At 60.2% G+C, this 22841-nt stretch carries 22 protein-coding genes and 1 riboswitch; of the genes, 12 read left to right on the top strand and 10 right to left on the bottom strand.

Annotated features, from left to right (window positions below; genetic code table 11):
• Positions 1-500: 500 nt before the first annotated feature.
• Both MRBLRC7O_RS06620 and MRBLRC7O_RS06615 read right to left on the bottom strand, forming a co-directional pair.
• A complete protein-coding gene (locus MRBLRC7O_RS06620) occupies positions 501-1034 on the bottom strand; it encodes a DUF1003 domain-containing protein (RefSeq protein ID WP_003502984.1) in 534 nt (177 codons plus the stop codon).
• A gap of 116 nt (positions 1035-1150) precedes the next feature.
• Positions 1151-3091: an LTA synthase family protein gene (locus tag MRBLRC7O_RS06615; protein WP_162690805.1), complete on the bottom strand. Its 1941-nt coding sequence runs from the start codon at positions 3089-3091 to the stop codon at positions 1151-1153.
• A 222-nt stretch (positions 3092-3313) separates the two neighbouring features.
• On the opposite strand from MRBLRC7O_RS06615, the gene MRBLRC7O_RS06610 reads away from it, so the two are divergent.
• The gene (locus MRBLRC7O_RS06610; RefSeq protein ID WP_080866171.1) at positions 3314-4993 is read left to right on the top strand and encodes an NAD+ synthase; all 1680 of its coding nucleotides are present in this window, start codon (positions 3314-3316) and stop codon (positions 4991-4993) included.
• Positions 4994-5184: 191 nt separating this feature from the next.
• Here MRBLRC7O_RS06610 and MRBLRC7O_RS06605 read toward each other — a convergent pair whose 3' ends face one another.
• Positions 5185-5562: a glyoxalase superfamily protein gene (locus MRBLRC7O_RS06605; protein ID WP_080866170.1), complete on the bottom strand. Its 378-nt coding sequence runs from the start codon at positions 5560-5562 to the stop codon at positions 5185-5187.
• A gap of 193 nt (positions 5563-5755) precedes the next feature.
• Here MRBLRC7O_RS06605 and MRBLRC7O_RS06600 point away from each other — a divergent pair, with 193 nt between their 5' ends.
• Positions 5756-6583 carry a TolB family protein gene (locus MRBLRC7O_RS06600; RefSeq protein WP_080866169.1) on the top strand — a complete coding sequence of 276 codons (828 nt, stop codon included), beginning with the start codon at positions 5756-5758 and terminating at the stop codon, positions 6581-6583.
• A 63-nt stretch (positions 6584-6646) separates the two neighbouring features.
• Positions 6647-6829: riboswitch (cobalamin riboswitch) on the top strand.
• Between the two features lie 77 nt (positions 6830-6906).
• Entirely contained in the window at positions 6907-7623 is a 717-nt protein-coding gene (gene bluB, locus MRBLRC7O_RS06595; protein ID WP_003502978.1) for a 5,6-dimethylbenzimidazole synthase, read from the top strand.
• Positions 7624-7804: 181 nt separating this feature from the next.
• Here bluB and MRBLRC7O_RS06590 read toward each other — a convergent pair whose 3' ends face one another.
• Positions 7805-8911 (bottom strand): DUF2865 domain-containing protein, encoded by a 1107-nt coding sequence (locus MRBLRC7O_RS06590; protein WP_162690804.1) that lies wholly within the window; start codon positions 8909-8911, stop codon positions 7805-7807.
• A 136-nt stretch (positions 8912-9047) separates the two neighbouring features.
• Positions 9048-11363 carry an NADP-dependent malic enzyme gene (locus MRBLRC7O_RS06585; protein WP_003502976.1) on the bottom strand — a complete coding sequence of 772 codons (2316 nt, stop codon included), beginning with the start codon at positions 11361-11363 and terminating at the stop codon, positions 9048-9050.
• 228 nt (positions 11364-11591) lie between these two features.
• On the opposite strand from MRBLRC7O_RS06585, the gene MRBLRC7O_RS06580 reads away from it, so the two are divergent.
• Entirely contained in the window at positions 11592-12431 is an 840-nt protein-coding gene (locus MRBLRC7O_RS06580; protein WP_003502975.1) for a UDP-2,3-diacylglucosamine diphosphatase, read from the top strand.
• Positions 12432-12999: 568 nt separating this feature from the next.
• Here the strand turns inward: MRBLRC7O_RS06580 and dgcA are convergent.
• Complete coding sequence (gene dgcA / locus MRBLRC7O_RS06575) at positions 13000-13983, bottom strand: N-acetyl-D-Glu racemase DgcA (protein WP_060726289.1); 984 nt, start codon at positions 13981-13983, stop codon at positions 13000-13002.
• A 143-nt stretch (positions 13984-14126) separates the two neighbouring features.
• Between dgcA and MRBLRC7O_RS06570 the strand changes: the two genes are divergently transcribed.
• From MRBLRC7O_RS06570 to MRBLRC7O_RS06550, 5 genes are all read left to right on the top strand, one after another.
• Positions 14127-15287 carry an ABC transporter permease gene (locus MRBLRC7O_RS06570; RefSeq protein ID WP_080866168.1) on the top strand — a complete coding sequence of 387 codons (1161 nt, stop codon included), beginning with the start codon at positions 14127-14129 and terminating at the stop codon, positions 15285-15287.
• Positions 15288-15298: 11 nt separating this feature from the next.
• Positions 15299-16135, top strand: coding sequence for an ABC transporter ATP-binding protein (locus MRBLRC7O_RS06565; RefSeq protein WP_065656139.1), 837 nt, complete (start codon positions 15299-15301; stop codon positions 16133-16135).
• 8 nt (positions 16136-16143) lie between these two features.
• Positions 16144-17514 carry an MCE family protein gene (locus MRBLRC7O_RS06560; protein ID WP_080866167.1) on the top strand — a complete coding sequence of 457 codons (1371 nt, stop codon included), beginning with the start codon at positions 16144-16146 and terminating at the stop codon, positions 17512-17514.
• A 15-nt stretch (positions 17515-17529) separates the two neighbouring features.
• Entirely contained in the window at positions 17530-18135 is a 606-nt protein-coding gene (locus MRBLRC7O_RS06555) for an ABC-type transport auxiliary lipoprotein family protein (protein ID WP_080866166.1), read from the top strand.
• 101 nt (positions 18136-18236) lie between these two features.
• Positions 18237-19202 carry an alpha/beta hydrolase family protein gene (locus tag MRBLRC7O_RS06550; RefSeq protein ID WP_035212521.1) on the top strand — a complete coding sequence of 322 codons (966 nt, stop codon included), beginning with the start codon at positions 18237-18239 and terminating at the stop codon, positions 19200-19202.
• A 34-nt stretch (positions 19203-19236) separates the two neighbouring features.
• On the opposite strand, the gene MRBLRC7O_RS06545 is transcribed toward MRBLRC7O_RS06550, so the two are convergent.
• Positions 19237-19674, bottom strand: coding sequence for a PACE efflux transporter (locus MRBLRC7O_RS06545; RefSeq protein WP_003502966.1), 438 nt, complete (start codon positions 19672-19674; stop codon positions 19237-19239).
• Positions 19675-19940: 266 nt separating this feature from the next.
• Between MRBLRC7O_RS06545 and MRBLRC7O_RS06540 the strand changes: the two genes are divergently transcribed.
• Positions 19941-20099 (top strand): hypothetical protein, encoded by a 159-nt coding sequence (locus MRBLRC7O_RS06540; RefSeq protein WP_003502964.1) that lies wholly within the window; start codon positions 19941-19943, stop codon positions 20097-20099.
• 153 nt (positions 20100-20252) lie between these two features.
• A complete protein-coding gene (locus tag MRBLRC7O_RS06535; protein WP_003502962.1) occupies positions 20253-20501 on the top strand; it encodes a hypothetical protein in 249 nt (82 codons plus the stop codon).
• 140 nt (positions 20502-20641) lie between these two features.
• Here MRBLRC7O_RS06535 and MRBLRC7O_RS06530 read toward each other — a convergent pair whose 3' ends face one another.
• From MRBLRC7O_RS06530 to MRBLRC7O_RS06520, 3 genes are all read right to left on the bottom strand, one after another.
• Positions 20642-20830, bottom strand: coding sequence for a hypothetical protein (locus tag MRBLRC7O_RS06530; protein ID WP_020012681.1), 189 nt, complete (start codon positions 20828-20830; stop codon positions 20642-20644).
• Between the two features lie 287 nt (positions 20831-21117).
• The gene (locus MRBLRC7O_RS06525; RefSeq protein ID WP_003502959.1) at positions 21118-21348 is read right to left on the bottom strand and encodes a hypothetical protein; all 231 of its coding nucleotides are present in this window, start codon (positions 21346-21348) and stop codon (positions 21118-21120) included.
• Positions 21349-21550: 202 nt separating this feature from the next.
• Positions 21551-21802 (bottom strand): hypothetical protein, encoded by a 252-nt coding sequence (locus tag MRBLRC7O_RS06520; RefSeq protein ID WP_020812120.1) that lies wholly within the window; start codon positions 21800-21802, stop codon positions 21551-21553.
• Positions 21803-21880: 78 nt separating this feature from the next.
• Between MRBLRC7O_RS06520 and MRBLRC7O_RS06515 the strand changes: the two genes are divergently transcribed.
• Positions 21881-22717 carry a hypothetical protein gene (locus MRBLRC7O_RS06515; protein ID WP_223568624.1) on the top strand — a complete coding sequence of 279 codons (837 nt, stop codon included), beginning with the start codon at positions 21881-21883 and terminating at the stop codon, positions 22715-22717.
• Positions 22718-22841: the final 124 nt, after the last annotated feature.

Below are 22841 nucleotides of genomic sequence, written 5' to 3'. Positions count from 1 at the left end.
GGGGTGAGTTTTCAGGAGGTTGTGTGATTCTTAGTGGGCGGGGTGCGCGGGGCTTACCCCCCCTCTGCCCTGCCGGGCATCTCCCCCTCAAGGGGGGAGATCGACTCGCGGGCAGGTTTCGCCCATCTCAATATTTGCGAATGAAGTGGTGTTCACGCTCCTCCGTTCACTCCTGAAAATGCCCCAAAAACCCAACAGCTTCATCCCGCACGGCGCTACCGGGCGGGGATGGTTTGGGCGTCGGGCGATTGCCCGGCCGCGCTTTGGTTGGGGTTGGTGTGGGTCGGATGCGTTGCGCAGCCGGGTCTTTCACCATGCCGTATTTCGCAAAGGGCCGTGCACCGCCTGTTGCGAAATGGTCCTTTCCACGAACGTTGCCAGCGTTCCCACCACAGGACCGTCCCTTGGTTTCCGCCACGTCTGGCAGCCACCCGGCAGGACTGCGTTCACTCTAACAGCGCGCCGCGGAGCGGGGAAAGCGGGGACGAATTTTTCCGGCGTCAGTCTTCCTTGCGGGTAACGTGGCGGTGGAGCGCGGCAAGGTCCTGGCGGAGCGCCGCCAGTTCGGCCAGCACTTTCACATCGATCTTTTCATGCAGCGAAAGAACCTCGAGCTCGGCCTTCAGGTTCACCTCATAATCCTTGGCGGCCTCAAAACGGTCGCGGGCGGCCTGGCGGTTCTGCGACATCATGATGATTGGCGCCTGAATGGCGGCCAGCATGGAGAGCAGCAGGTTGAGGAAGATGAAGGGATAGGGGTCGAAGGCGCGCGTTGTCAGCACGATGGTGTTGACGATGGCCCAGACCACCAGGAAAAAGCAGAAGCTGAGGATGAAACCCCAGGAGCCGCCGACCTTGGCGATATTGTCGGCCAGCCTGTCGCCGAGGCTGGCGCCGGCGGAAAATTCCGCGTTGATGTCGCTCGAAACCAGCTTTTTCTGGTGCGAGAGTTCGAGAATACGCTGCTCCACCTCGCCGATTTCGCGGGAGGAGCGCTTGAAGTGCGAAACGATATAGTCGGAGATATCTGACACGGTGTTTCTCCGGTTCTGATGGGGCGATGCGGATGTTTCCCGAGATAAACCCGCATGGCGGTGGAATTCAAACGATTTCCACCGCCATGCGGTTCAGGCGTCCCCGCCGAAAACCATCAGACCGACGGCGCGCCCTCATGCAGCCAGTTGAAACCGGGGAAGAAGCGCTCGCGGCCATATTGCTGGCCGAACATCATGTCGAACTGCAGCAGGCGGTAATCGCGCACCACGTCGGGAACGGCATTGGGCGCAATCGACCAGTCGGGCAGGGCCTTGCCGTCGGTCGCCACCAGCATATGCCGGTCGATGACGGAGAAGGCCTTCTGCACCTCGCCGAGCGTGCCGGTATAGAAGGGATCGGAGAAGCCGGCCGTCTTCAACACATGATAGGGCAGAAGCGCCGGGCTGATGGTGCCGATATTCTTGCGCACGCCCTTCTTGGAGGACCAGACGACGAGCGGTGTCTCGTGTTCCTTCTTCATCACCTCCAGCGGCGCACGGCGGCTTGCCACCATGCCCGGCATGTAACCGCTTTCCACGAAGGTCTGGCCGAGCGGCGGCAGATGGTCGCCGAAGAGGACGACGATGGTTTCGCGGTCGCGTTTTTTTGCCCAGCGCATCAGTTTCAGCAGCGCTTCATCGGCTTCCGCCACCCCTTGCGAATAGGTGGCGAGCGCCTGCGAGGCCGAGGCGGAGAGGGCGCCCTCCACGCTGATGGTGTTTTCGGCGTAACGGGTCGCTTCGTAAGGACCGTGTCCCTGCAGGGTGACGGCGAAGAGGAAAAGCGGGTTCTGCGTCCGGTCCGCCGTCGCCATGATCTCGTCCATCAGCGCATCGTCGGAGGCGAAGTTGCCGCGTTTTTCCATGGCGGGCAGCGTCTCTTCCGAGCGGAATTCCTCGAAGCCGAAATTCCTGTAGACCTGCTTGCGGTTCCAGAACCATTCCTGGAACGGGTGCATGGCGATGGCGGAATAGCCTTCACCGCGGAAGAAACTGGCGAGCGAGGGTACCGGGCGGCGGATATATTGCTGATAGGGTATGCTGCCATAGGGCAGGAAGGCGTTGGAAAAGCCGGTCAGCGCCTCGAATTCCACATTCGCCGTCATGCCGCCGAACTCGGGCGAAAAGACGTTGCCCGACTGTTTGGCGCGGATGGTCGGCATCGGATCGGCCGAGAGCTTCACGTTTTCGAGCCGCGCCGGGTCCCAGAGCGATTCGCTCATCAGCATGATGACGTCAGGGTAGTCGCCCTTGTTGGCGGCGAAGGCGGCGGGTTCGGACGTCAGGTCGGCGATGCTGTTTTCACCGTAACCCTGCGGCGCCGAGACATTGGCCATCGGAATATTGAAGGCGAAGGCCATCAGGAAACCGTTGTGACGGTAGTTTTCCTGCTGATCCCACATCATGGGTATGATGTTGAGACGGTCACGTGCCCAGGAATAGTGCGAATAGTCCATCAGCGAGGCCAGACCGGCAAGAAGCGGCAGCGCCAGCGCGAGACCAGCCGCGCGTTCACGCCAGCGCAGGACGGGCGAATGGCGGCGTGCCAGCAGCCATAGCGCCACAAGTGCCGCAATGGTGGCGCAGATGCCAAACCCCAACAGTACGGCCGTCAATGGCTGTGCCTTCAGCATGGTCGGCAGAAGCTCGAGGATCTGCCGGCCGAACAGCAGGTCGGAGGGGTAAAGCGGATCGGAAAGATAGGTCTGTTTCTGCGCGGAGATCAGCCCGGTCATCGCGCAGAGCGGCGCAATGGCGATCAGCGACAGGTAGCGCCGGCCAAGGATGGCATCCAGCGCCACGAGAAGGGCGAGCACGGCGGCAATGGTGGTCATGCCGGGGCGTGCGGATGAGGTGAGGAAAGCACCGACATCCGTGAGCGAACCGCGGGCGATCCACTCCAGCACCACAACGAGCACAACGGATGCGACCGTCAGATTGGCAAGCGTATAGGCCGTGCCCGAAAGCTTCGAACGGCTCCTAATCCCTGCAGGCGAAAAGACAAAACCAGCCTTTTCGGAAGCCGTTGTTTTTGGCGCCGAATGTCTCAAACCCATACTCCGGTATTTCAGGCGGCACGGCCGATCCGGGGAGGTGAATCGGGTGTCGCAAAAGTGTCATGTAACTGTCACATAAGCGCGATGAACGCGACATGAACTTTGCGAAGCCTGGCCGGTGCGGCGATAACCTTAGCGTGAACGCGCGCGCCCGATGCGTAACGGGCGCCGCCATGCAATTGCCGCGTTGCGGAGCGGGCACGGGCGCGGTATTGAAAAGCCATGAGCGACAGACACGATATCCAGAACCATCTCCGGATTGCCGTCGGGCAGTTCAATCCCACTGTTGGCGACGTGGCGGGCAATCTCGCCAAGGCGCGCGAGGCTAGGGCCGATGCGGCAACGCAGGGCGCAGACCTTCTGCTTCTGACCGAACTCTTCATTTCAGGCTATCCGCCTGAGGATCTGGTGCTGAAGCCGGCTTTCCTGAAAGCATGCCTGAAAGCGGTGGAAGAACTGGCGGCGGAGACCGCCGATGGCGGACCGGGCGTCGTTATCGGTTTTCCGCGACAGGGCGAGACGGGACGACACAATTCCGTGGCGCTTCTGGATGGCGGCAAGATCATCGCGCTGCGCGACAAGATAGACCTGCCGAATTACGGTGAATTCGACGAAAAACGTGTTTTCTCCGAGGGTTCGATTTCCGGTCCCTATAATTTCCGTGGGGTCAGGATCGGCATTCCGATCTGCGAGGAAATCTGGAACGATATGGGTGTCTGCGAGACGCTCTCCGAAAGCGGGGCGGAAATCCTGCTGGTGCCGAACGGTTCGCCCTATTATCGCGGCAAGCTGGATGTGCGCCATCAGGTGGCGCTCAGGCAGGTGATCGAAAGCGGCCTGCCGCTCGTTTTCGCCAACCAGCTGGGCGGGCAGGACGAGCTGGTATTCGATGGTGCAAGCTTCGGTTTCAATGCCGACAAGACGCTTGCCTTCCAGATGAGCCAGTTCGAGGCCACACTTGCCGTCACCGACTGGAAACGCACGGCAGATGGCTGGCGCTGCGAAAGCGGGCCTTTCTCGAAGATTCCCGAAGGTGAGGAAGCGGATTACCGCGCCTGCATGCTGGGCTTCCGTGATTACGTCAACAAGAACGGCTTCAAGAGCGTGGTTCTCGGCCTTTCGGGCGGCATCGATTCGGCGATCTGTGCCGCCCTTGCCGTCGATGCGCTGGGCGAGGAGCGGGTGCGCTGCATCATGCTGCCTTACCATTATACCTCGGAAGAATCGCTGAAGGACGCGGCCGATTGCGCCAGGGCGCTGGGCTGCCGTTACGATATCGTGCCGATCGTGGAACCGGTGGAAGGGTTCCTCTCGGCGCTGTCCGATCTCTTCGAGGGTACGGAAGAGGGCATTACCGAGGAAAACCTGCAGAGCCGCACGCGCGGCACCATCCTGATGGCCGTCTCGAACAAGTTCGGCTCGATGGTGGTGACGACGGGCAACAAGTCTGAGATGTCGGTGGGTTACGCCACGCTTTACGGCGACATGAATGGCGGTTTCAACCCCATCAAGGACCTCTACAAGATGCAGGTCTATGCCATTTCCAGCTGGCGCAACGCCCATGTTCCGCCGGGTGCTCTCGGCCCTTCCGGCGAGGTGATCCCCGCCAATATCATTTCCAAGGCTCCTTCGGCCGAATTGCGTCCCAACCAGACCGACCAGGATTCGCTGCCGCCCTATCCGGTGCTCGACGATATTCTGGAATGCCTTGTCGAGAAGGAAATGTCGGTCGAGGAGATTCTCGCGCGCGGCCATGATGTGGCCACCGTGCACCGGGTGGAGCATCTGCTTTACCTCGCCGAATACAAGCGCCGGCAATCGGCGCCGGGTGTTAAGATCACCAAGAAGAACTTCGGTCGTGACCGGCGTTATCCGATCACCAACCGGTTCCGGGATCGGTGATTGAGGGCGCGCGCCATTGATTTCTGGCGGGTGAGTTACTGACTTTCTCCGTCATCCTCGCCCTTGAGGCGAGGATCCATGCGCGGTTGAGATTGTGGGTCCTCGGGTCAAGCCCAAGGATGACTCGCGTGTGAGGAGCTTTTTGACAACCCATAGACGGCGCGGAGAACACCCCGCGCCGCTCGCTCATCTCAAATAGCCTGCCCCACATCGATGCGGTTGCCATCGGGGTCTTCAAAGACGAAGGCGCGCAGGCCGTAATCCTTGTCCTGCAGGCCCTTGATGATGCGCAGCCCGTGGCTCTTGCAGATCGCGTGCAGCGCATCGACATCGCTCACCATCATATGCGCCACGTTGAAGGGCGCTGCCTTGTGCGTGGGCTGCAATGTCAGGTGCAGCTCGGCATTGCCCTGTTTCAGGATCATGAAGCCGACGGGAGTGCCGTTTTCGAAGGCCTTTTCAAAGCCCAGCACGCCAACGTAGAAATCATGGGCTTTTTCGATATTTTTGACAGGAAGCATTGCGGCGATCCGGCCGAAGCGGATGCCGTGATCGGCGATGGTATTCATCGCGGAACCTCGGATTTGGGAGAAACGGCAAGCGGCGCGGACGGTGCCGGGGCGCTGGCGTTTTTTCCGGTTTGAATTTGCAGGACGGTGCCTGCCGCCCTAGGATCATAATCAGGGCCATGGCGGATGCAAACGGAATGTCTGCATTGCCCAGCGCTTTGAACGAGAACACGGACACGCCCCGGGAGGCAGAATGCGCAGCTCCATCGAAATCTTCAACATCCGCACCCGGCAGATGCGGGTGGTGTGGCAGACGCCTGATCTCTTTGAAGCGCCGAACTGGTCACCGGATGGAAAATATCTGCTGTTGAATTGCGAAGGCCTGCTTTATCGCCTGTCTCTTTCCGGTGATATTGCGCCGGAAAAGGTCGATACCGGCTTTGCCACGCTGTGCAACAACGATCACGGCATTTCGCCTGACGGGTCACTCTACGCCATTTCCGACAAGGTGGAATTCGGCAAGAGCGCCATCTATCTCATGGCCTCCGTGGGCGGCGCGCCACGGCTGATGACGAAAAACCTTCCCTCCTACTGGCATGGCTGGTCGCCGGACGGGAAGAGCTTCGCCTATTGCGGCATTCGCGATCAGGTCTTCGATATCTACTCCATGGATATAGAAAGCGGCGTCGAGACGCGGTTGACCCATGGCGAAGGTCGCAATGACGGGCCGGATTATTCGCCTGACGGTGCGTGGATCTATTTCAATTCCAGCCGCACCGGATTGATGCAGATCTGGCGCGTGCGGGTGGATGGCTCTGCCGTCGAGCGCATCACCGACAGCCCCTATGGCGACTGGTTTCCGCACCCGTCTCCGAAGGGAGACAAGGTGGTGTTCATCTCCTATGACGGCGACGTTTTCGACCATCCGCGCGATCTTGATGTGCGGGTGCGGCTGATGGGTATGGATGGTGGTAATGCCGAGACGCTGTTTGAGCTTTTCGGCGGGCAGGGAACGATGAACTCGCCCAACTGGTCACCGGATGGGGATGAGTTCGCCTATGTCAGGTATTTCCCGGTGTAATGGGGGAGGCAGGCCACATTGCCGCACCACCGGCAGAATACTTGCATTCGCAAACTGTTTTGCCCATAGCTTCCTTTGTCAGGTGCCCGCCCTTGCGACGGGAGAATCGGGAATCCGGTGAAAGACCGGAACGTGCCCAGCGCTGTGAGGCGGACGCTCTTTTTTAGAAGCCACTGAAGCAATTCGGGAAGGCGAAAAGGGCGGATGAAGCCAAGTCAGAAGACCGGCCTGACGGGATAGACCGAACCGCGCGGACGGCGGCAGGTTGTTGTCGAGGTGGGGTGTATGTTTGCGCCCGGCCTTCGCATTGTTGGGGATAAACGATGCCAGCCGATCCGTCCGTGAGCAATCCGCCCGGCGCCAGTTCTTTCGATCATGCGCTGTCACCCGCCCGCCCGTTTTCCGGTGAGGAGCGCGAGGCGATTTACCGCGCCATTGAAACCCGTCGTGACGTGCGCGATCAGTTCCTGTCCGATCCGCTGCCGGATGATCTGGTGGAGCGTCTCCTGAAGGCGGCCCATTCGGCACCCTCGGTCGGTTTCATGCAGCCGTGGAATTTTACCCTCATCACCGATGGCGCGATCCGTCAGGCGGCCTTTGTGGCCTTCAGCCGCGCCAATGAGGAGGCGGCGGCGATGTTCGAGGGCGAGCAGCAGGCTCTCTACCGGAGCTTGAAACTTGAAGGCATCCGCAAGGCCCCGCTCAGCATCTGCGTCACCTGCGATCCCACGCGCGGCGGCAAGGTGGTGCTGGGCCGCACCCATAATCCGCGCACGGATGTCTATTCCACCGTCTGCGCCATCCAGAATCTCTGGCTCGCAGCCCGCGCCGAAGGCATCGGCGTCGGCTGGGTCAGCATTTTCCACGATAGCGACATTCGCACCATTCTCGGTATTCCCGACCACATCGAAATCGTCGCCTGGCTCTGCGTCGGCCGTGTCGATGCGCTCTATACCGAGCCGGAACTGGCGGTGAAAGGCTGGCGGCAGCGCGTGCCGTTGGAGGAGCTTGTGTTCCGCAACCGCTGGGGCGGGGTGTAAGGCAGATAAAAGTTCCGCGAGGGAAGCGGGGCGTTGCTGCTTGTTCTTATCCCCGGCGGGGAGAAGATGGCCCGAAGGGTCAGATGAGGGGGCAAGCTCTCAGCATATCTCTACCGTAGCCCTCTCATCCCGCTGCCGCGGACTGAAGAAACAAGCGGCGTCCGCTCGCTCCACGACGGCTTCACTGCTGCGGCTGTATACCCTTCAATGCCGGGTTCTTCAGGTCGATCCGGCCTGTCTGGTCCGGCAGAAATTTGGGGCCGATGATGCGCACTTTCGTATCGTTCGGGTCATAGTCGCGTTCGGGAACGGGTTGTTCCGGCGGCTTGGCGGCCTGCTGCTGCTCGGCGGGTTTGGGGGCGGCCTTGTCACCTTGCGGTGAGGGGATTTTCGTGATGCCGGAATAGGGTGTTTCGGATTCCGGCCGGGCGGCTTCTTCCTGCTTCTGCATTTCTTCGTGATAGGCGGCCATGTTACAGGCGCAGCCCGGCACTTTTGCCGGGGCGTTCCTGTAGGCGAAGGCGGTCGGCAGGTCCCTGTAGGGTTTTCCGGTTTCCGCAGACACCATGTCGGCGGTTTCCTGATCCGTCATGGAGTGGAAATAAAGTTCCGTCTCCGTCCCCGGACACATTTTCTGGCATTGCTCGGCCTGGGCGCGGAAATCGAGCGGCGAGGCATTGGAAGCGATGGGGAAGAACGAGCCGTCGCAGGTGCGCACGCACAGTGTACGAAGCCCGCCTTCGGCGGCGGCGTTGGGGTAGGGGGAAAGCCCCGCCTGTCCCGGCTCACCGCCATTCTGCCGGAAGGCGTCGGGGTAACGCGTCACATCGGAAGGCGGCGGCAACTGTGCTTCCGTCTGCGGCGCGGTGCTGCAGCCATTGGCATCGAGGGCGGCGAGGATACGCTGGCGCCTGATATCGCCATCGTTGTCACGCGCGGCCGCCATGGCATCGTCGCGATCACGGATGATGGCGTCGCGTTCGCTTTCCGCTTCCGCCAGTGCATCGCCGATCTCGGCGCAGACACCGGCATTGGGATTGCCGTAGACGATGACGCTGCCAGACGAGCAGCCATAGCCGCGCAGGTCGTTCCTGATCTTGCGAATGACGATGTTCTGGCGGGCGAGCGCATTGGCGTAACGCCGCACCTCGGCCGTATTGCCGATGACGCGTGGCGGCTCGCGCAACTGCGCATAAAGCGTATCGCAGACCTGATCCGCAAAAGCGGTGGCCGGAGCAATGAAAACAAGGGGAAGCAGGAGGCCGATGATGCGGCTGCGCCGGGTCAATTGTGCGATCCGTTCGATGTCCCCGACCGGTGGCAGGGGCGTTATACTTCACGAAATCCGTGTTTCAGGAAGATAACATAAGCTGTTGCCGCAATGCGGCAACAGCATGTTCAAAATTGCGTTAATGCGGCCTCTATCACACCGAAGGATGCGAGGCCTGCACCACGGCAAACGCCGCCATGTTGACGACGCCGCGCGAGGTGACGCTGGGCGACAGGATATGGGCGGGCAGGGCGCTGCCGAGGAGGATCGGGCCGACATGCAGGCCTTCCGTCAGCGTGCGGGTGACGCCGAGCGTGATGTTGGCGGCATCAAGGTTCGGGAAGACCAGAAGGTTCGCCTCGCCCGTCAGCACGCTGTTCGGCATCGCGCGCTTGCGCAGCGCTTCCGAAAGTGCGGAGCCGCCCTGCATTTCGCCGTCCACTTCCAGTTCCGGTGCTGCCGCCTGCACGATCTTCAGGGCGCGGCGCATCTTGCGGGCGCTTTCGGAATCGCGCGAGCCGAAATTGGAATGGCTGGCGAGTGCGATCTTCGGCGTGATGCCGAAGCGGCGGATTTCCTTGGCCGCGAGAATGGCCATCTCAGCCACTTCCTCTGACGTCGGGTCGTTGTTGACGAAGGTGTCGGTGAGGAACAGCGCACCCTGCTGGGTGATGAGCAGGCTGAGACCCGCAAAGGAACGTACGCCTTCCTGCTTGCCGATGATCTGGTTCACGTCGCGCAGGTGCCGGTCATAACGGCCTTCGAGACCGCAGATCAGCGCATCCGCCTCGCCACGCTTCACCGAAAGCGCGCCGATGACGGTCGTGTTGGTACGCACGATGGTACGCGCCGCTTCCGGGTTGATGCCGGCGCGGCCGACAAGGGCGAAATAATCATCGACATAATCGCGGTAACGCGGATCGTCTTCCGGGTTTACCACGGCGAAATCCGTATGCGGACGGATGCGCAGGCCGAAGCGCTTCAGGCGCGTCTCGATGATCTGCGGCCGGCCGATGAGGATCGGGATGCCGGTACCTTCTTCCAAGAGCACCTGGGCGGCGCGCAGCACGCGCTCGTCTTCGCCTTCGGCAAAGATGATGCGCTTCTTTTCGGCGGCTTTCGCGGCATTGAAGACCGGCTTCATGATGAAGCCGGAGCGCCAGACGAAACGGTTCAGCTGGTCGAAATAGGCTTCGAAATCGGTGATCGGCCGGGCGGCGACGCCGCTTGCGGCCGCTGCACGGGCGACAGCCGGCGCGATGCGCAGGATGAGGCGCGGATCGAAAGGCGAGGGAATGAGGTAGTTCGGGCCGAAGACCGGTGTTTCACCGCTATAGGCTTTTGCCGCGACTTCCGAGACTTCCTCGCGGGCAAGCTCGGCGATGGCCTGCACGGCGGCCATCTTCATTTCCTCGTTGATGGTGGTTGCACCGCAATCCAGCGCGCCACGGAAGATATAGGGGAAGCACAATACGTTGTTGACCTGGTTCGGGAAATCCGAACGGCCGGTGCAGATCATCGCATCCGGACGCGCTGCGCGCGCCGCTTCCGGCATGATTTCCGGATTGGGGTTGGCAAGCGCCAGGATCAGCGGGTTTTCCGCCATGCGCTCCAGCAGTTCCGGCTTCAGAACACCGGCGGCCGAAAGGCCGAGGAAGACGTCGGCGCCGTCGATGGTTTCGGCCAGCACACGCTTGTCGGTCTTCTGGGCGTAAACTTCCTTCCACTCGTCCATCAGCTCGTTGCGGCCATCGTAAACGAGGCCTTCGATGTCGTGGACCCAGATGTTTTCCTTCTTCGCGCCCATGGCGACCAGCAGGTTGAGGCAGGCAAGCGCCGCAGCACCCGCGCCTGACGCGACGATCTTGACGCTCGAGAGCGACTTTCCGGCCAGTTCCAGAGCGTTGGTGACAGCGGCGGCGACGATGATCGCGGTGCCATGCTGGTCATCATGGAAAACCGGGATATTCATCTTTTCGCGCAGCTGGCGTTCCACCTCGAAACATTCCGGCGCCTTGATGTCTTCAAGGTTGATGCCCCCGAAGGTGGGCTCCAGCGCTGCGATGGTGGAAACCATGTCGTTGATGCCGGGCGCATCGATTTCGATGTCGAAGACGTCGATACCGGCGAATTTCTTGAAGAGAACGGCCTTGCCTTCCATCACGGGCTTGGAGGCGAGCGGGCCGATATTGCCAAGTCCGAGAACCGCCGTGCCGTTGGAAATGACCGCGACGAGGTTGGCGCGGGCGGTATATTCCGCCGCCATTTCCGGATTTTCATGGATGGCGAGGCAGGGGGCGGCGACGCCGGGTGAATAGGCAAGCGCCAGATCGCGCTGGTTGCCGAGCGGCTTGGTGGCCTGGATTTCCAGCTTGCCGGGGCGTGGGTAGCGGTGGAAAAAGAGCGCCTGTTCCTCGATGTCGGCCTTTGCCGTGTTGGCGGGCGTGTTGTTCTTATCGTGAGAGGTCATTCTTCCACCGTCATGTCTGGTTCAATTCCGGCCCCCTGAATACAACAAACTTTCCCATGGTACAGCCGTTATTTACCGCCCCCTTATGCAAATGCGGCCATGGCTTATTCGCGTTTTCGTGATGGTCTTCGTCATATTCCCTATAAAAACCGGCGTTTGTCATGTTGCTGCAACACGAGTCTGGTTCTGAGAGGTAAGAAAGCCGCAGGGACGCAACCGAACAGGGGGATGAAATCCGTGGCCGGTCAAATCGAAACCAGACAGTTCAGAACGCTTTTCATTTCGGATGTTCATCTCGGCTCCAAGGCGGCCAAGACGGACTATCTGCTCGACTTCCTGAAATATCACGAGGCCGAGACGATCATCCTCGTCGGCGACATCGTCGACGGCTGGCGCCTGCGCCGCAGCTGGTACTGGCCGCAGGGCTGCAACGACGTGGTGCAGAAGCTTCTGCGCAAGGCCCGCAAGGGAACCCGCATCGTCTATATTCCCGGCAATCACGATGAATTCCTGCGGGAATTTCCGGGCATGCATTTCGGCGGCATCGAAGTGGCCGAGCGCATGATCCACGAGGCGGCCGACGGCAAGAAATATCTCATCATCCATGGCGACGAGTTCGACGTGGTGGTGCGCAACGCCCGCCTGCTCGCTTATCTCGGCGACTGGGCCTATGACGCTGCAATCGCGCTCAACATCGTCATCGCCGCCGTACGCCGCCGCATCGGCCTGCCTTACTGGTCGTTCTCGGCCTGGGCCAAGCTGCAGGTCAAGCACGCCGTCAACTTCATCGGCGAATTCCAGCGCGTGGTGGCAGACGAGGCACGCCGCAACAATGTCGACGGCGTCATCTGTGGACACATTCACCATGCTGTCATGGAAGACATGGACGGCATTCGTTACATCAACACCGGCGACTGGGTGGAAAGCTGCACGGCAATCGCCGAAAATGCCGATGGCAGCTTCGAGCTGATCACCTGGATGCAGACGAGCGAGGTTGCCGTCGAACAGGCATCGGATGAGATGGAGCCGGTGGATATTCCGGGGCTGATCGGGAAACACGCGGCCTGATTGAGGTATGCCAGCTTTCGCGACGACGCGTTTCGTTGGGGATGCGCTGGGGCAGGTTGGCTAATGTGTATGAAGGCGATGGTGTGACCTCGCTGGTGGTGCCGACATACTCTGATATAGCTTGCTTATGTCATCCTCGGGCTTGACCCGAGGATCCACAAACCGGAGCGATGGATCCTCGGGTCAAGCCCGAGGATGACAGTGGAGAGGTTTAGATTGCCGTTTGCTTTTGGTGAAGGCCGGCGCGGACGGAATTACGGCACGCAGTCGCGTCATTCTTAGTCCACGCGAGAGCGGCGCCCTCCAATTTCCAGCAGGCCGGATAAATCAGCGACCCTTTAGAGATATGCCCCAGCTCCTTCATGCGAGGCGAGCGCGTGCCGCTTGTGTCTTTCTCCCCGAGGAGGGGAGAAGGTCGCGGCAGCGGGATGAGGGGGCGACGTTAGCGATAACCCGAAAGCTTGCCCGCTCATCCGACCCTTCGGGGCCATCTTCTCCCCGGCGGGGAGAACAAACAAGCGGTGAGGTCGTGCCTTTATCTTGTTTCTCTGCCTTCAATATCTAGGGCTTACCCCCACAATTCCGGCCGCGCCGGATAAACCAGCGAACCCTCATAAACCAGCCCCGGCTCGCGATCCTCGGCCAGCAGCAGCGGCCCGTCGAGATCGGAAAAGGCTGCTCCCTGGGCGGCGAGTATGGCGGGGGCCATGCCGAGCGAGGTGCCGAGCATGCAGCCGACCATGATGGTGAAACCGAGCCGTTCCGCTTCCGCCTTCATGACAAGCGCTTCCGTCAACCCACCGGTCTTGTCGAGCTTGATGTTGATCGCGTCGTAGCGGTCGCGCAGGTCGGCGAGGTCCTTGGTGGAATGCACGCTTTCATCGGCGCAGATCAGCACCGGATGGTCGATACGGGAGAGAATGGCGTCCTTGCCGGCGGGCAGCGGCTGCTCGATCAGCGATATCTTCAGTTCCGCCGCAAGTCTCAGATAATATTCGATATTATAATCGTTCCAGCCCTCATTGGCGTCGATGATGATGCGCGCCTCCGGTGCTGCGGCGCGCACGGCGCGCAGGCGTGCCTCGTCATCGGCGGTTCCGGTCTTGATCTTCAGCAGCGGGCGGCCTGCGTTTTCCGCCGTTTTCGCGGCCATGGTCTCGGGGTCGGCGAGTGAAATCGTATAGGCGGTGACGAGCGGTTTTGCCGCCTGTCCGAGAATGCTTTCGGCGGCGCTTTTACCGCTCATCTTGGCTTCGAGATCCCACAGCGCGCAATCGACCGCATTGCGGGCGGCGCCGGGTTGCATCGCCTGCTGCAATTCCTGTCGGGTCAGGCCGTCGGCAATCCGCTCCGCCATCGTCTCGATGTCGGCGATGACGCCATCGATGCTTTCGCCATAACGCGGATAGGGCACACATTCACCTCTGCCGGCGAAGGAACCATCGAGGATGGTGCACGTTACGACATCCGCATGCGTGCGGGTGCCGCGTGAAATGGTGAAGCTGCCGGCAACGGGAAAACGTTCTGTTGTGGCTTGCAGGTAACGGGGCATGTTTTTTCACTTCCGATTGGGCGGCAAAAGACACATGACGCCAAATTTATCACGAATTGTCGGCGGTCACTGTGGCTTGCCGAAGGCCAAACCGTTATGAAACCTTTAAGAATCTCGTGACGGCTGCACTCGCTCGGAGCATTATGCAAGAACAGGACACACGGCAACAGGCGAACCCGGCCGCCATCACCGAAGACGATAGCGTCTCCGGCGGCGGCTTGCGTTTTGTCATGAGCGGCTCCTGGCGCAACAGCAATCTCTCCGGTGTTTTCCCCAGTCTCGAAAAGATCGAAAAAAGCAGATCCGCCGGCACGGTGGAAATCGATCTTTCTGCCGTCGAGGCCATCGATACCACGGGCGCGTGGATCATCCAGCGTCTGCGCAAGGACCTTGAGGCCAACGGCGCCACCGTCACCGTGACGGGTAATGACCATATTGAAGAGGTCATCGGCCAGTTGCCCGAACAGGTGGAGATGGAGGGCGAAGCCGGTCCGAAGGAGGGGCTTGCCGAGCGTATTTTTGCGCCCATCGGCAAGGCCGTGATCCAGAACGGCGCGGATTTCCTGGCGGGCATGTATATTCTCGGCTCCGCCGTGCGCGGCGCGCAGATGAAGCTTGGGCGCGGACGCGGCGTCTCGCCGGCGGCGATCGTCAACCAGATCGACCATATGGGCGTGCGCGCCGTACCGATCATCATGCTGATGTCGTTCCTGATCGGCGCGATCATCGCTCAGCAGGGTGCGTTCCAGCTCAGATATTTCGGTGCGGAAGTCTTCGTTGTCGATCTCGTCGGCATTCTGCAATTGCGTGAAATCGGTGTGCTTCTGACCGCGATCATGATCGCCGGCCGTTCAGGCAGCGCCATCACCGCGGAAATCGGCTCGATGAAGATGCGCGAGGAAATCGACGCGCTGAAGGTGATCGGTCTCAATCCCGTCGGCGTGCTGGTGTTTCCGCGGCTGGTGGCGCTTACCATCGCACTGCCGCTTTTGACCATTCTCGCCAATTTTGCAGCGCTTTTCGGCGCTGCCATCGTGGCGCTGCTTTATTCCGGCATCACGTTCGAGGTGTTCCTGTCGCGCCTGCATGGCGCTGTCGAGGAATCGACCATTGCAGCGGGCATGATCAAGGCGCCGTTCATGGCGCTCATCATCGGCATTGTCGCGGCGGTTGAGGGCATGAAGGTGGGCGGTTCGGCGGAATCGCTTGGCCAGCACGTCACCTCCTCGGTGGTGAAGTCGATCTTCGTCGTCATTCTGGTGGATGGTCTTTTCGCCATCTTCTACGCAGCCATCGATTTTTAAGGGAGGGCGCGTTGGAGAAACTGGACCAGAAACCGCACGAGACCAGAACCGGAAAAGACGGCCGCGAGGTGGTGCTTTCCGTCGAGGGCGTGACCGTCGGTTTCAACGGCCGGAACGTGCTCGAAAATCTCGACCTCGATGTCTATCGTGGTGAAATTTTGGGCTTTATCGGTCCCTCCGGTGCTGGCAAATCCGTGTTGATGCGCGCGATCTTGCGGCTCCTACCGCGGCAGGCGGGTGCGATCCGCATTCTGGGCACCGATTACGACAAGGCGAGCGAAGACGACCGCATGATGCTCGACCAGCGTCTTGGCGTGCTGTTCCAGCAGGGGGCGCTGTTTTCCGGCCTGACGGTGAAGGAAAACATCCAGCTGCCGATGCGCGAATATCTTGATCTGCCGAAAAAGCTGATGGACGAGCTTGCCTATCTCAAGATCGAGATGGTGGGGCTGAAGCCCGACGCGGGCGACAAATATCCATCCGAACTGTCAGGCGGCATGATCAAGCGCGCAGCCCTTGCCCGGGCGCTGTCGCTCGATCCCGACCTCGTTTTCCTCGACGAGCCGACATCCGGCCTCGATCCCATCGGGGCGGCGGAATTTGATATGCTGATTGCGCGCTTGCGCGATTCGCTCGGCCTGACCGTCTATATGGTGACACACGACCTCGACAGCCTGTTCTCCGTCTGCGACCGCATTGCGGTGCTCGGCCAGAAGAAGGTGCTGGTGGAAGGGACATTGCAGGACATGTTCGCCTGCGACGACCCTTGGGTGCAGTCCTATTTCCGCGGCAAACGGGCGCGCTCTGTCGTTCTTCCGGACGGCAGACACGAAAATCCGGTGGAGTAACAAGAAGCATGGAAACCAAGGCGAACTACACCATAGTCGGAATTTTCACGCTGATCGTGATCGCCGCCGCATTCGGCTTCGTTTACTGGATGGCGGAATTCGGCCGTGGCGGCCCGACGGCGCAGCTTGTCGTGCGTATTCCCGGTTCGGCCAACGGCTTGTCCGTCGGTTCTCCCGTGCGCTTCAACGGTATTCCTGTCGGCACCGTGCGCGGCCTTGCCATCGACCGCGACGACCCGGCCTATTCCATAGCCTTTACTGAAGTGCAGGCCGATGCCCCGGTTTTCCCGTCCACGCGCGCCGTGCTTGAAATCCAGGGCCTGACGGGCGCTGCCTATATCGAGCTTTCCGGCGGCAACAAGGATGGCGAGCGTATTCTGCAGAAAGCCGTCGAAAGCGGCGTTCCCGCCGAGCTGACGGCCGATCTTTCCAGTGTCACCAACCTGCTTGCCACCGCAGACAAGATCCTGAAACGTGCGGACGGCGCGATCGGCGAGCTGCAGGGCTTCGTGCAGGATGCGCGCGGCCCGCTGACGCAGACGGTGCGCAACGCCGAGAAATTCTCCGATGCGCTGGCGGCCAATTCCGACGGCATCAAAAACTTCATTGCAAGCCTCAGCTCGCTTTCGACCACCGTGCAGTCGGTCTCGGTGCGTCTCGATGGCACGCTGACCGCGATCGAAGATCTGGTGAAGGCTGTGGATGCCGGCAAGATCGATTCCATCCTGTCGAATGTCGACAAGGTGACGAAGGATGTTGCCTCAGCTTCGAGCGATATCCAAGGCATCATGGAGACGGTGCAGAGCACGGCGCGCAATTTCGAGGCGGCGAGCACCGAAGTTCAGACGGTCGTGAAGCGCGCGGATGAGCTTCTCGCCTCGGTTGATCCCGCCAAGGTGGGCACCGTTGTCAACGACGTCTCGGCTGCCACGGCCGATGCGCGCGACGCGGTGGCGAACTTCAAGCGGATCGCCGATGATGTGGGCGCCCGCCGCGCCGATATCGATCAGGCGGTTTCCGATTTCACGGAAATGGGCCGCAAGCTGAACCTCGCCTCCAGCCGCGTTGACGGCATTCTTGCCAAGGTGGATGGCATGCTCGGCACGGATGACGCCAATTCGCTGTTTGCCAAGGCGCGCGAGACGCTCACCTCCTTCAAGGCGGTGGCGGACAATCTCAACGCCCGCATCGGGCCGATTGCCGACAACCTGACCCGTTTCTCCAGCTCGGGCCTCAAGGATTTCCAGGCGCTCGTCGGAAGCACACGGCAGACGGTCGACAATCTCAACAACGCCATCACCAATATCGACCGCGATCCGCAGCGGTTGATCTTCGGCGGCGAAACCGTGAAACAATATGACGGCAGAACAAGGCGCTAAGAGGGGTATGGGCCAATGAGACTATCGATGAACGGCCAAAGGCGCCGCGCCCTCATTCTGGCTCCGCTGCTTGCCGCGATGATGGCGGGCTGTGCGGGTGCGCCGAAGAACGATACTTTCGATCTTTCCGTCTCTTCGGCGACGGTGACGCAGGGGCCTTCGCTCAGGAGCCGGCAGCTGCTGATCGCCGATCCGACGGCGTTAAAGGCGCTGGACAGCGAAAACATCGTGGTGCGCCTTTCCGGCTCGGAGGTGCAGTATCTCGGCAATTCGCAATGGAGTGACCGCCTGCCGCGCATGGTGCAATCCAAGCTCGTGGAAGCCTTCGAGGATACCGGCAAGCTGGGCGGCGTCGGCCGGCCGGGGCAGGGGCTGGCAATCGACTATCAGGTCGTGACCGATATTCGCGCTTTCGAAATCGATACGGCAAAGAACCTCGCCAATATCGAAATCTCGGTGAAGCTGCTGAATGACCGCAATGGCACGGTGAAGGCGCAGGAAGTGTTCCGCGCCAGCGCCCGTGTCAGCGGCTCCGGCAACGCCAATTTCGTAAAGGCGCTGGATCAGGCTTTCGCTGCCGCCACGCGGGAGATCGTGGCCTGGACGCTGAAATCGCTCTAGGCGTTTCAGCGGTCATTGCCGTCAGAAGAAATCGCTTTATGTTTGCGTCAGACCGGTTGCTGATCGGTCCATATGCAATATTGCCGATCCGTGAGTTCGTGATGCGATTTCTGCTGCTGCTTTGCCTTGTGCTTTCCACCCTGTCTGGAGCCGGTGCCGCCATGGCGGCCGGTCTCCGGCTGATCGAGGTTCCAGCCGCGAATGGCAAAGCTGCCATGAAGGCTGCGGTGTGGTCGCCCTGCGCGGCCGCGCCGGTGGAGGTCAGGATTGGCCCCTTCCTTTTACCCGCTGTCAGGGATTGCCCTGTGCCCGAAGGGAAATATCCGCTCGTCGTCATCTCTCATGGTTTTGGCGGCACCTATTTCAGCCATCGGGACACGGCGGCGGCGCTGGCGGATGCCGGCTTCATTGTCGCGGCGATCAATCACCCCGGAGACAATGCGCTTGAAATGCAGAAGGCGGGTGAACTTTCCGCGCTGACGGGCCGGCCGGCGGAGATTGCCCGCTTGCTGGATCATCTGCTTGAAGGTTTTAGCGAAGCCGGTTCCATCGATGCCGGACGGATCGGCGTTTTCGGATTTTCGCGTGGCGGTTATACCGCGCTGGTGCTTGCCGGCGGCACTCCCGACTTTGCCAATGCCGCGCTGCCCTGTCCGGACCCGCAGGCGCCGATTTGCGCGCAGATGCGGCAGAAGACGACATTACCGCAGCACGGCGGTCAGGATGCACGTGTGAAGGTTGTGGTTGCTGCCGACCCGTTGAATGCCTTTCCCGGCGCGGGCGACCTGAAGAATATCACGATCCCGGTCCAGCTCTGGAGTTCGGAACGCGGTGGTGACGGTGTCGCGCCGCAGGATGTTTTGCGGCTGCGCGGCGATCTGCCGGCGAAACCGGACTATCGGATGGTGAAAGGGGCGGGGCACTTTTCGTTTATCGCCCCTTGCCCCGCCGAGATGGAAAAGGCCGTGCCCCAGATTTGCAGCGATGCGGCTGGCTTCGACCGGGTGGAGTTCCATCGCGGCTTCAACGCCGATGTCGTCAGCTTCTTCAAGGCATCGCTGCGCTGAGGCGCTGTCCTAGCGTGGCAGTGGAAGCCGTCGATCAGACGGCGTCCTGCTGCGACTTCCATTCCGGAAGGGGGAAAACCCGGTCGTAGCTCCAGTTGAAGACAAAAGCATAGACCACGTAAAACAGCGCAAACGAGATATCCATCACCAGGGCGTGCGCAAGGCTGATATTCAGATACCAGGCAATGAAGGGCATCAGCACGATCAGGAGGCCCAGTTCGAACAGCACGGCGTGGGCGACCCGAAGAGCGGGCGTTTTCAGCGTCGTGCCTTTCAGCCGCTGCATGGCGTGGTCGAAGCCGAGATTATAGACATAGTTCCAGACCGTCGCCAGCGTGGCGCTGACGAGGCCGACAATGCCGATATCTTCCATAGGCATGCCAAAGAGCAGTGCGCCCAAGGGAATGACGAGCAGAAGGCCGATGATTTCGAAACTGAGGGCGTGGCGGATACGATCTTGCAGGGAACGCATTTCATTCTCCGGTATGTGACCGGGCCGTCCCGCATGCTGTCGCCGATATGGCCGAGGTCGTCCTCGCGCTGGGTCATATAGAACCTTTGGGCGGAATTTTCAAGCGCTGCGCATTTGGGGGCTGGGAGTGTTCCGCCTGTTTCCTCTCTCGGGCGGGGAGAAGAAAACACGCGGCAACGCGTTCGTTTCTCTCGCGCGCCCCAACGAAACCGTGATCGGAACAAGACCGGCGCATTTTCGTTATCGCTTATGGAAGGAGGCGTGCCATGCAGCAGAATTCCTCTGAAGGAAGAACGATCAAGGCCGCCAACACGGCGAAGGTTTCGACTTACACGCCAAGCCTCATTTCCCTCAAGGGAAGCTATGTGGCGATGATATTTCGCAGACCGCTTTGCCGAAATCCGCTGGATGTGCGGAAGAAATAAGGGCAGGGGAATCTGCCTGTTACTTGGCCCCGCACATTGATGACGACGACTGCCGAAATGATCGAGAGCTTTAGATGTCTCTAAAGTGTGATTTTCAATCCGGCCCGTCTCCACCTAGACTGGAGATCGCCACAAGAGCGAAGGGAGAATGACATGAAATCAGTTCTCATTATCGCCGCTGTCTTTGGTTTTTCCGCCAGTGCAGCGCTTGCGGAATGCGCAGGTCATCAACAGATCAACGCTTCCGTTCCTGCCGTAGACCGTGAATTCAAAACTGCAAGCATCGTTCCGCCGACGGACCCGGTCGAGAAGCCTGTCGTCATCCTGAAAAAGACCGACCGCCTTCCGGCTGCGGTTGCGACGACAGGTGAGCCCGAAGCCGCAATGCAGCGCATGCAATAGACAGAATAATAACCTCTTCATTCAGAAATCCCGTGCGTGAGGTGATCCGCACGGGATTTTGCTTTTTGAAGACGAGAGGAGGCAGGAATGCTAACGGTAAAGGCCTGCTTCGCGAGCCTTCTCCGGCATTTCCAGGGCGACTAGCTGTCGAGTTTCAGCGACAGCTGTTTCGGCCCTTCGTTCTTTTTCAGCACGTAAAGCGGCCGGGTGATGATGACTTCCGTTCGCCGTTGCAGTTCGCGGCGTCGTTCGAGCGCGCGCTCGCGCATGTCGCGGGAGCGGGCGACGACAGAAAGGGCATTTTCTATGGTTGCGTCTGCTGTGTTCATCGCTGACCTCCATAATGTTCACTTTATGTTCTCATTATTAGTGGCTTGTGTCAACACTATGGCAGGGTTGCGGGCAGGTAATCGATACGCCCCGCCACGCTGGGCACGGCGGTGCGAAAGGCCGCGTGGGAGGCGTGGCCGCATGGGATCGGCTTTGCTCCACGCGGCGACCTTCACGACATGATCTGTTCCGGCAGTGTCGACAGGGACACTCCGGGCCAGCTACGTCGATTTTCACGATGATGTTTCGAAGGCGCGGGGCTGATCCGCCCTGCTTCAGGAGGGGATCAGGAGAGGGGACGTTGATCCGGCGCGGGAAGGCCGCCGGCGGTCAAGAGATCGGTGAGATGCTCGCTGGCGAGCGCGACGATGGCAAGGGCGGCCTGCTGGCGGTTCCAGCCGGCATGTTCCGCTTTTTCGATCAGCCCTTGAATGGAAGGCTCCAGCGCGAACTGGCACTCTGCCTGATAGTCCATGGTGTCGATCGAAAGCGACGGGGAATTGATTGCGGCCCGCATCCTTTGGTCTCCCTGTTTTCCGGCATGCCATCATACGCAAGACGCAAATCGGAACATGCACATTCAGAGGCCGGTGATATCGGGTATGGTCATGAGGCCCGCATATCACTGGCAGCGAATCCCCCAGCAGGCGGACGTTAACGGTAAGTCTTGATCGCTGTCAACGAGCGTGGGGTGGCAGGGGATGTCGCCATGCTCGTTTTCAGAGCCTTCCGCTCCGGAAAGGCTTTCGCCGCCAGATCAGCAGCGCCATCACGTAAAGCGCAAAAAGCACGAACCAGGTGACGGGCAGCACCATGAAAAGCGCCGCATAAGCGCAGTTTCCCTCAAAACAGGAGCCGAGAAATCCGGAATCGGCAAGCGCTGCCGACAATAAAAACGCACATATCCCGCTCCCGACTGCGCCGAGAATGAAAAGCAATATGTTGATGAACAATCTCATGACCCCGATCATAGGGATGATTGAGACAGCTTTGGGGAAACGGCGTCACGGCGAGACCTATATTCACCGTTTCGGCAGCATTGAGAAGGAATGAAGATCTTTTCCAGTCGCAACGAATTGACGAAAACATTAAGTCGAATTTTAAATATGACTCGCGTTTTACGGGAATTCTGGTTTTATTACTTCGGGGTTATAAATGGGGATTTTCAGATGATCAGGGTCGTTTTTATTACGCTCGCATTTTTTCTCTTCGCCATACCGCCGTCGGTTGCTCAGGATACAGCTCCTGACTGGAAAAAATTTGGTTCCGAATATTTGACCTATAATGGTCAGGCCCTGACGTTCGACGCGGCAGACCTGCAGCGCCACCAGAACCGCTTGCGTTGCGTTAAAATGAATAATTACGGATGCGTTATGGGGAGAAGCTGGCAAGGGGCAGCCGGCAACGACAGGGCCGGTCATGCCATCTTCGAGCATCCGAAATGGTCGGTACGCGCAGTTGTCCGGGATTATTGCTCGAAGAACCGGAGGGGATTGCGATCTGCAATGCAGATTGCCGAGACCTATTCACCCTGGTGCGATACGCTCGGCACCGTCGGGGTTCGAAACGGCTGGGGCAGATCATGCGCTGGTGGTCCGCAGCCGCCCGCAGGCTTCAAAGGTCCTCTCTGCGCAAAACCCGCAAACGGCACTCCGGCGGCCGGCCAGTGCGGAAGCTGCAATTGCCCCGATGGCGTTGCGCGGGGCATGGCGGCCAGCGTGAACGCCGGGATCAATGACAATCTTGCGCTTTTTGGTGCTGACGGCTCACCGAATGTCGGCAATCTGGTTGCCGTTCTCGGAAGCAAATTCCGGCGGGAGACCGGTTTTGCGGTCAATGAAGGGTTGATCAAGGAAGGTATCGAGCTGGCGGGGCAATGCCGCTGACAGGTTTTTAGCTCCGCGTGAACGATGCACTTTGGGAACACCGACAGAGGCGGCGCAAGCCGCCTTTTTAACGGACGGCGTCTAAGGCTCGCAACTTGCCCCTGGGCATCATCGGCCCGTATGG

The organism is Agrobacterium radiobacter, from assembly GCF_040801995.1.
GTDB lineage: Bacteria > Pseudomonadota > Alphaproteobacteria > Rhizobiales > Rhizobiaceae > Agrobacterium > Agrobacterium radiobacter.
The sequence above is the reverse complement of the archived record's forward strand: the minus strand, read 5'-3'. Positions and strand labels throughout refer to the sequence as shown.

Coding starts and splice junctions, on each gene's coding strand:
- MRBLRC7O_RS06615 (WP_162690805.1), bottom strand. CDS start 3,091: ATGGGTTTGAGACATTCGGCGCCAAAAACAACGGCTTCCGAAAAGGCT.
- MRBLRC7O_RS06610 (WP_080866171.1), top strand. CDS start 3,314: ATGAGCGACAGACACGATATCCAGAACCATCTCCGGATTGCCGTCGGG.
- MRBLRC7O_RS06605 (WP_080866170.1), bottom strand. CDS start 5,562: ATGAATACCATCGCCGATCACGGCATCCGCTTCGGCCGGATCGCCGCA.
- MRBLRC7O_RS06600 (WP_080866169.1), top strand. CDS start 5,756: ATGCGCAGCTCCATCGAAATCTTCAACATCCGCACCCGGCAGATGCGG.
- bluB (WP_003502978.1), top strand. CDS start 6,907: ATGCCAGCCGATCCGTCCGTGAGCAATCCGCCCGGCGCCAGTTCTTTC.
- MRBLRC7O_RS06585 (WP_003502976.1), bottom strand. CDS start 11,363: ATGACCTCTCACGATAAGAACAACACGCCCGCCAACACGGCAAAGGCC.
- MRBLRC7O_RS06580 (WP_003502975.1), top strand. CDS start 11,592: ATGAAATCCGTGGCCGGTCAAATCGAAACCAGACAGTTCAGAACGCTT.
- dgcA (WP_060726289.1), bottom strand. CDS start 13,983: ATGCCCCGTTACCTGCAAGCCACAACAGAACGTTTTCCCGTTGCCGGC.
- MRBLRC7O_RS06570 (WP_080866168.1), top strand. CDS start 14,127: ATGCAAGAACAGGACACACGGCAACAGGCGAACCCGGCCGCCATCACC.
- MRBLRC7O_RS06560 (WP_080866167.1), top strand. CDS start 16,144: ATGGAAACCAAGGCGAACTACACCATAGTCGGAATTTTCACGCTGATC.
- MRBLRC7O_RS06555 (WP_080866166.1), top strand. CDS start 17,530: ATGAGACTATCGATGAACGGCCAAAGGCGCCGCGCCCTCATTCTGGCT.
- MRBLRC7O_RS06550 (WP_035212521.1), top strand. CDS start 18,237: ATGCGATTTCTGCTGCTGCTTTGCCTTGTGCTTTCCACCCTGTCTGGA.
- MRBLRC7O_RS06545 (WP_003502966.1), bottom strand. CDS start 19,674: ATGCGTTCCCTGCAAGATCGTATCCGCCACGCCCTCAGTTTCGAAATC.
- MRBLRC7O_RS06540 (WP_003502964.1), top strand. CDS start 19,941: ATGCAGCAGAATTCCTCTGAAGGAAGAACGATCAAGGCCGCCAACACG.
- MRBLRC7O_RS06535 (WP_003502962.1), top strand. CDS start 20,253: ATGAAATCAGTTCTCATTATCGCCGCTGTCTTTGGTTTTTCCGCCAGT.
- MRBLRC7O_RS06530 (WP_020012681.1), bottom strand. CDS start 20,830: ATGAACACAGCAGACGCAACCATAGAAAATGCCCTTTCTGTCGTCGCC.
- MRBLRC7O_RS06525 (WP_003502959.1), bottom strand. CDS start 21,348: ATGCGGGCCGCAATCAATTCCCCGTCGCTTTCGATCGACACCATGGAC.
- MRBLRC7O_RS06520 (WP_020812120.1), bottom strand. CDS start 21,802: ATGATCGGGGTCATGAGATTGTTCATCAACATATTGCTTTTCATTCTC.
- MRBLRC7O_RS06515 (WP_223568624.1), top strand. CDS start 21,881: ATGAAGATCTTTTCCAGTCGCAACGAATTGACGAAAACATTAAGTCGA.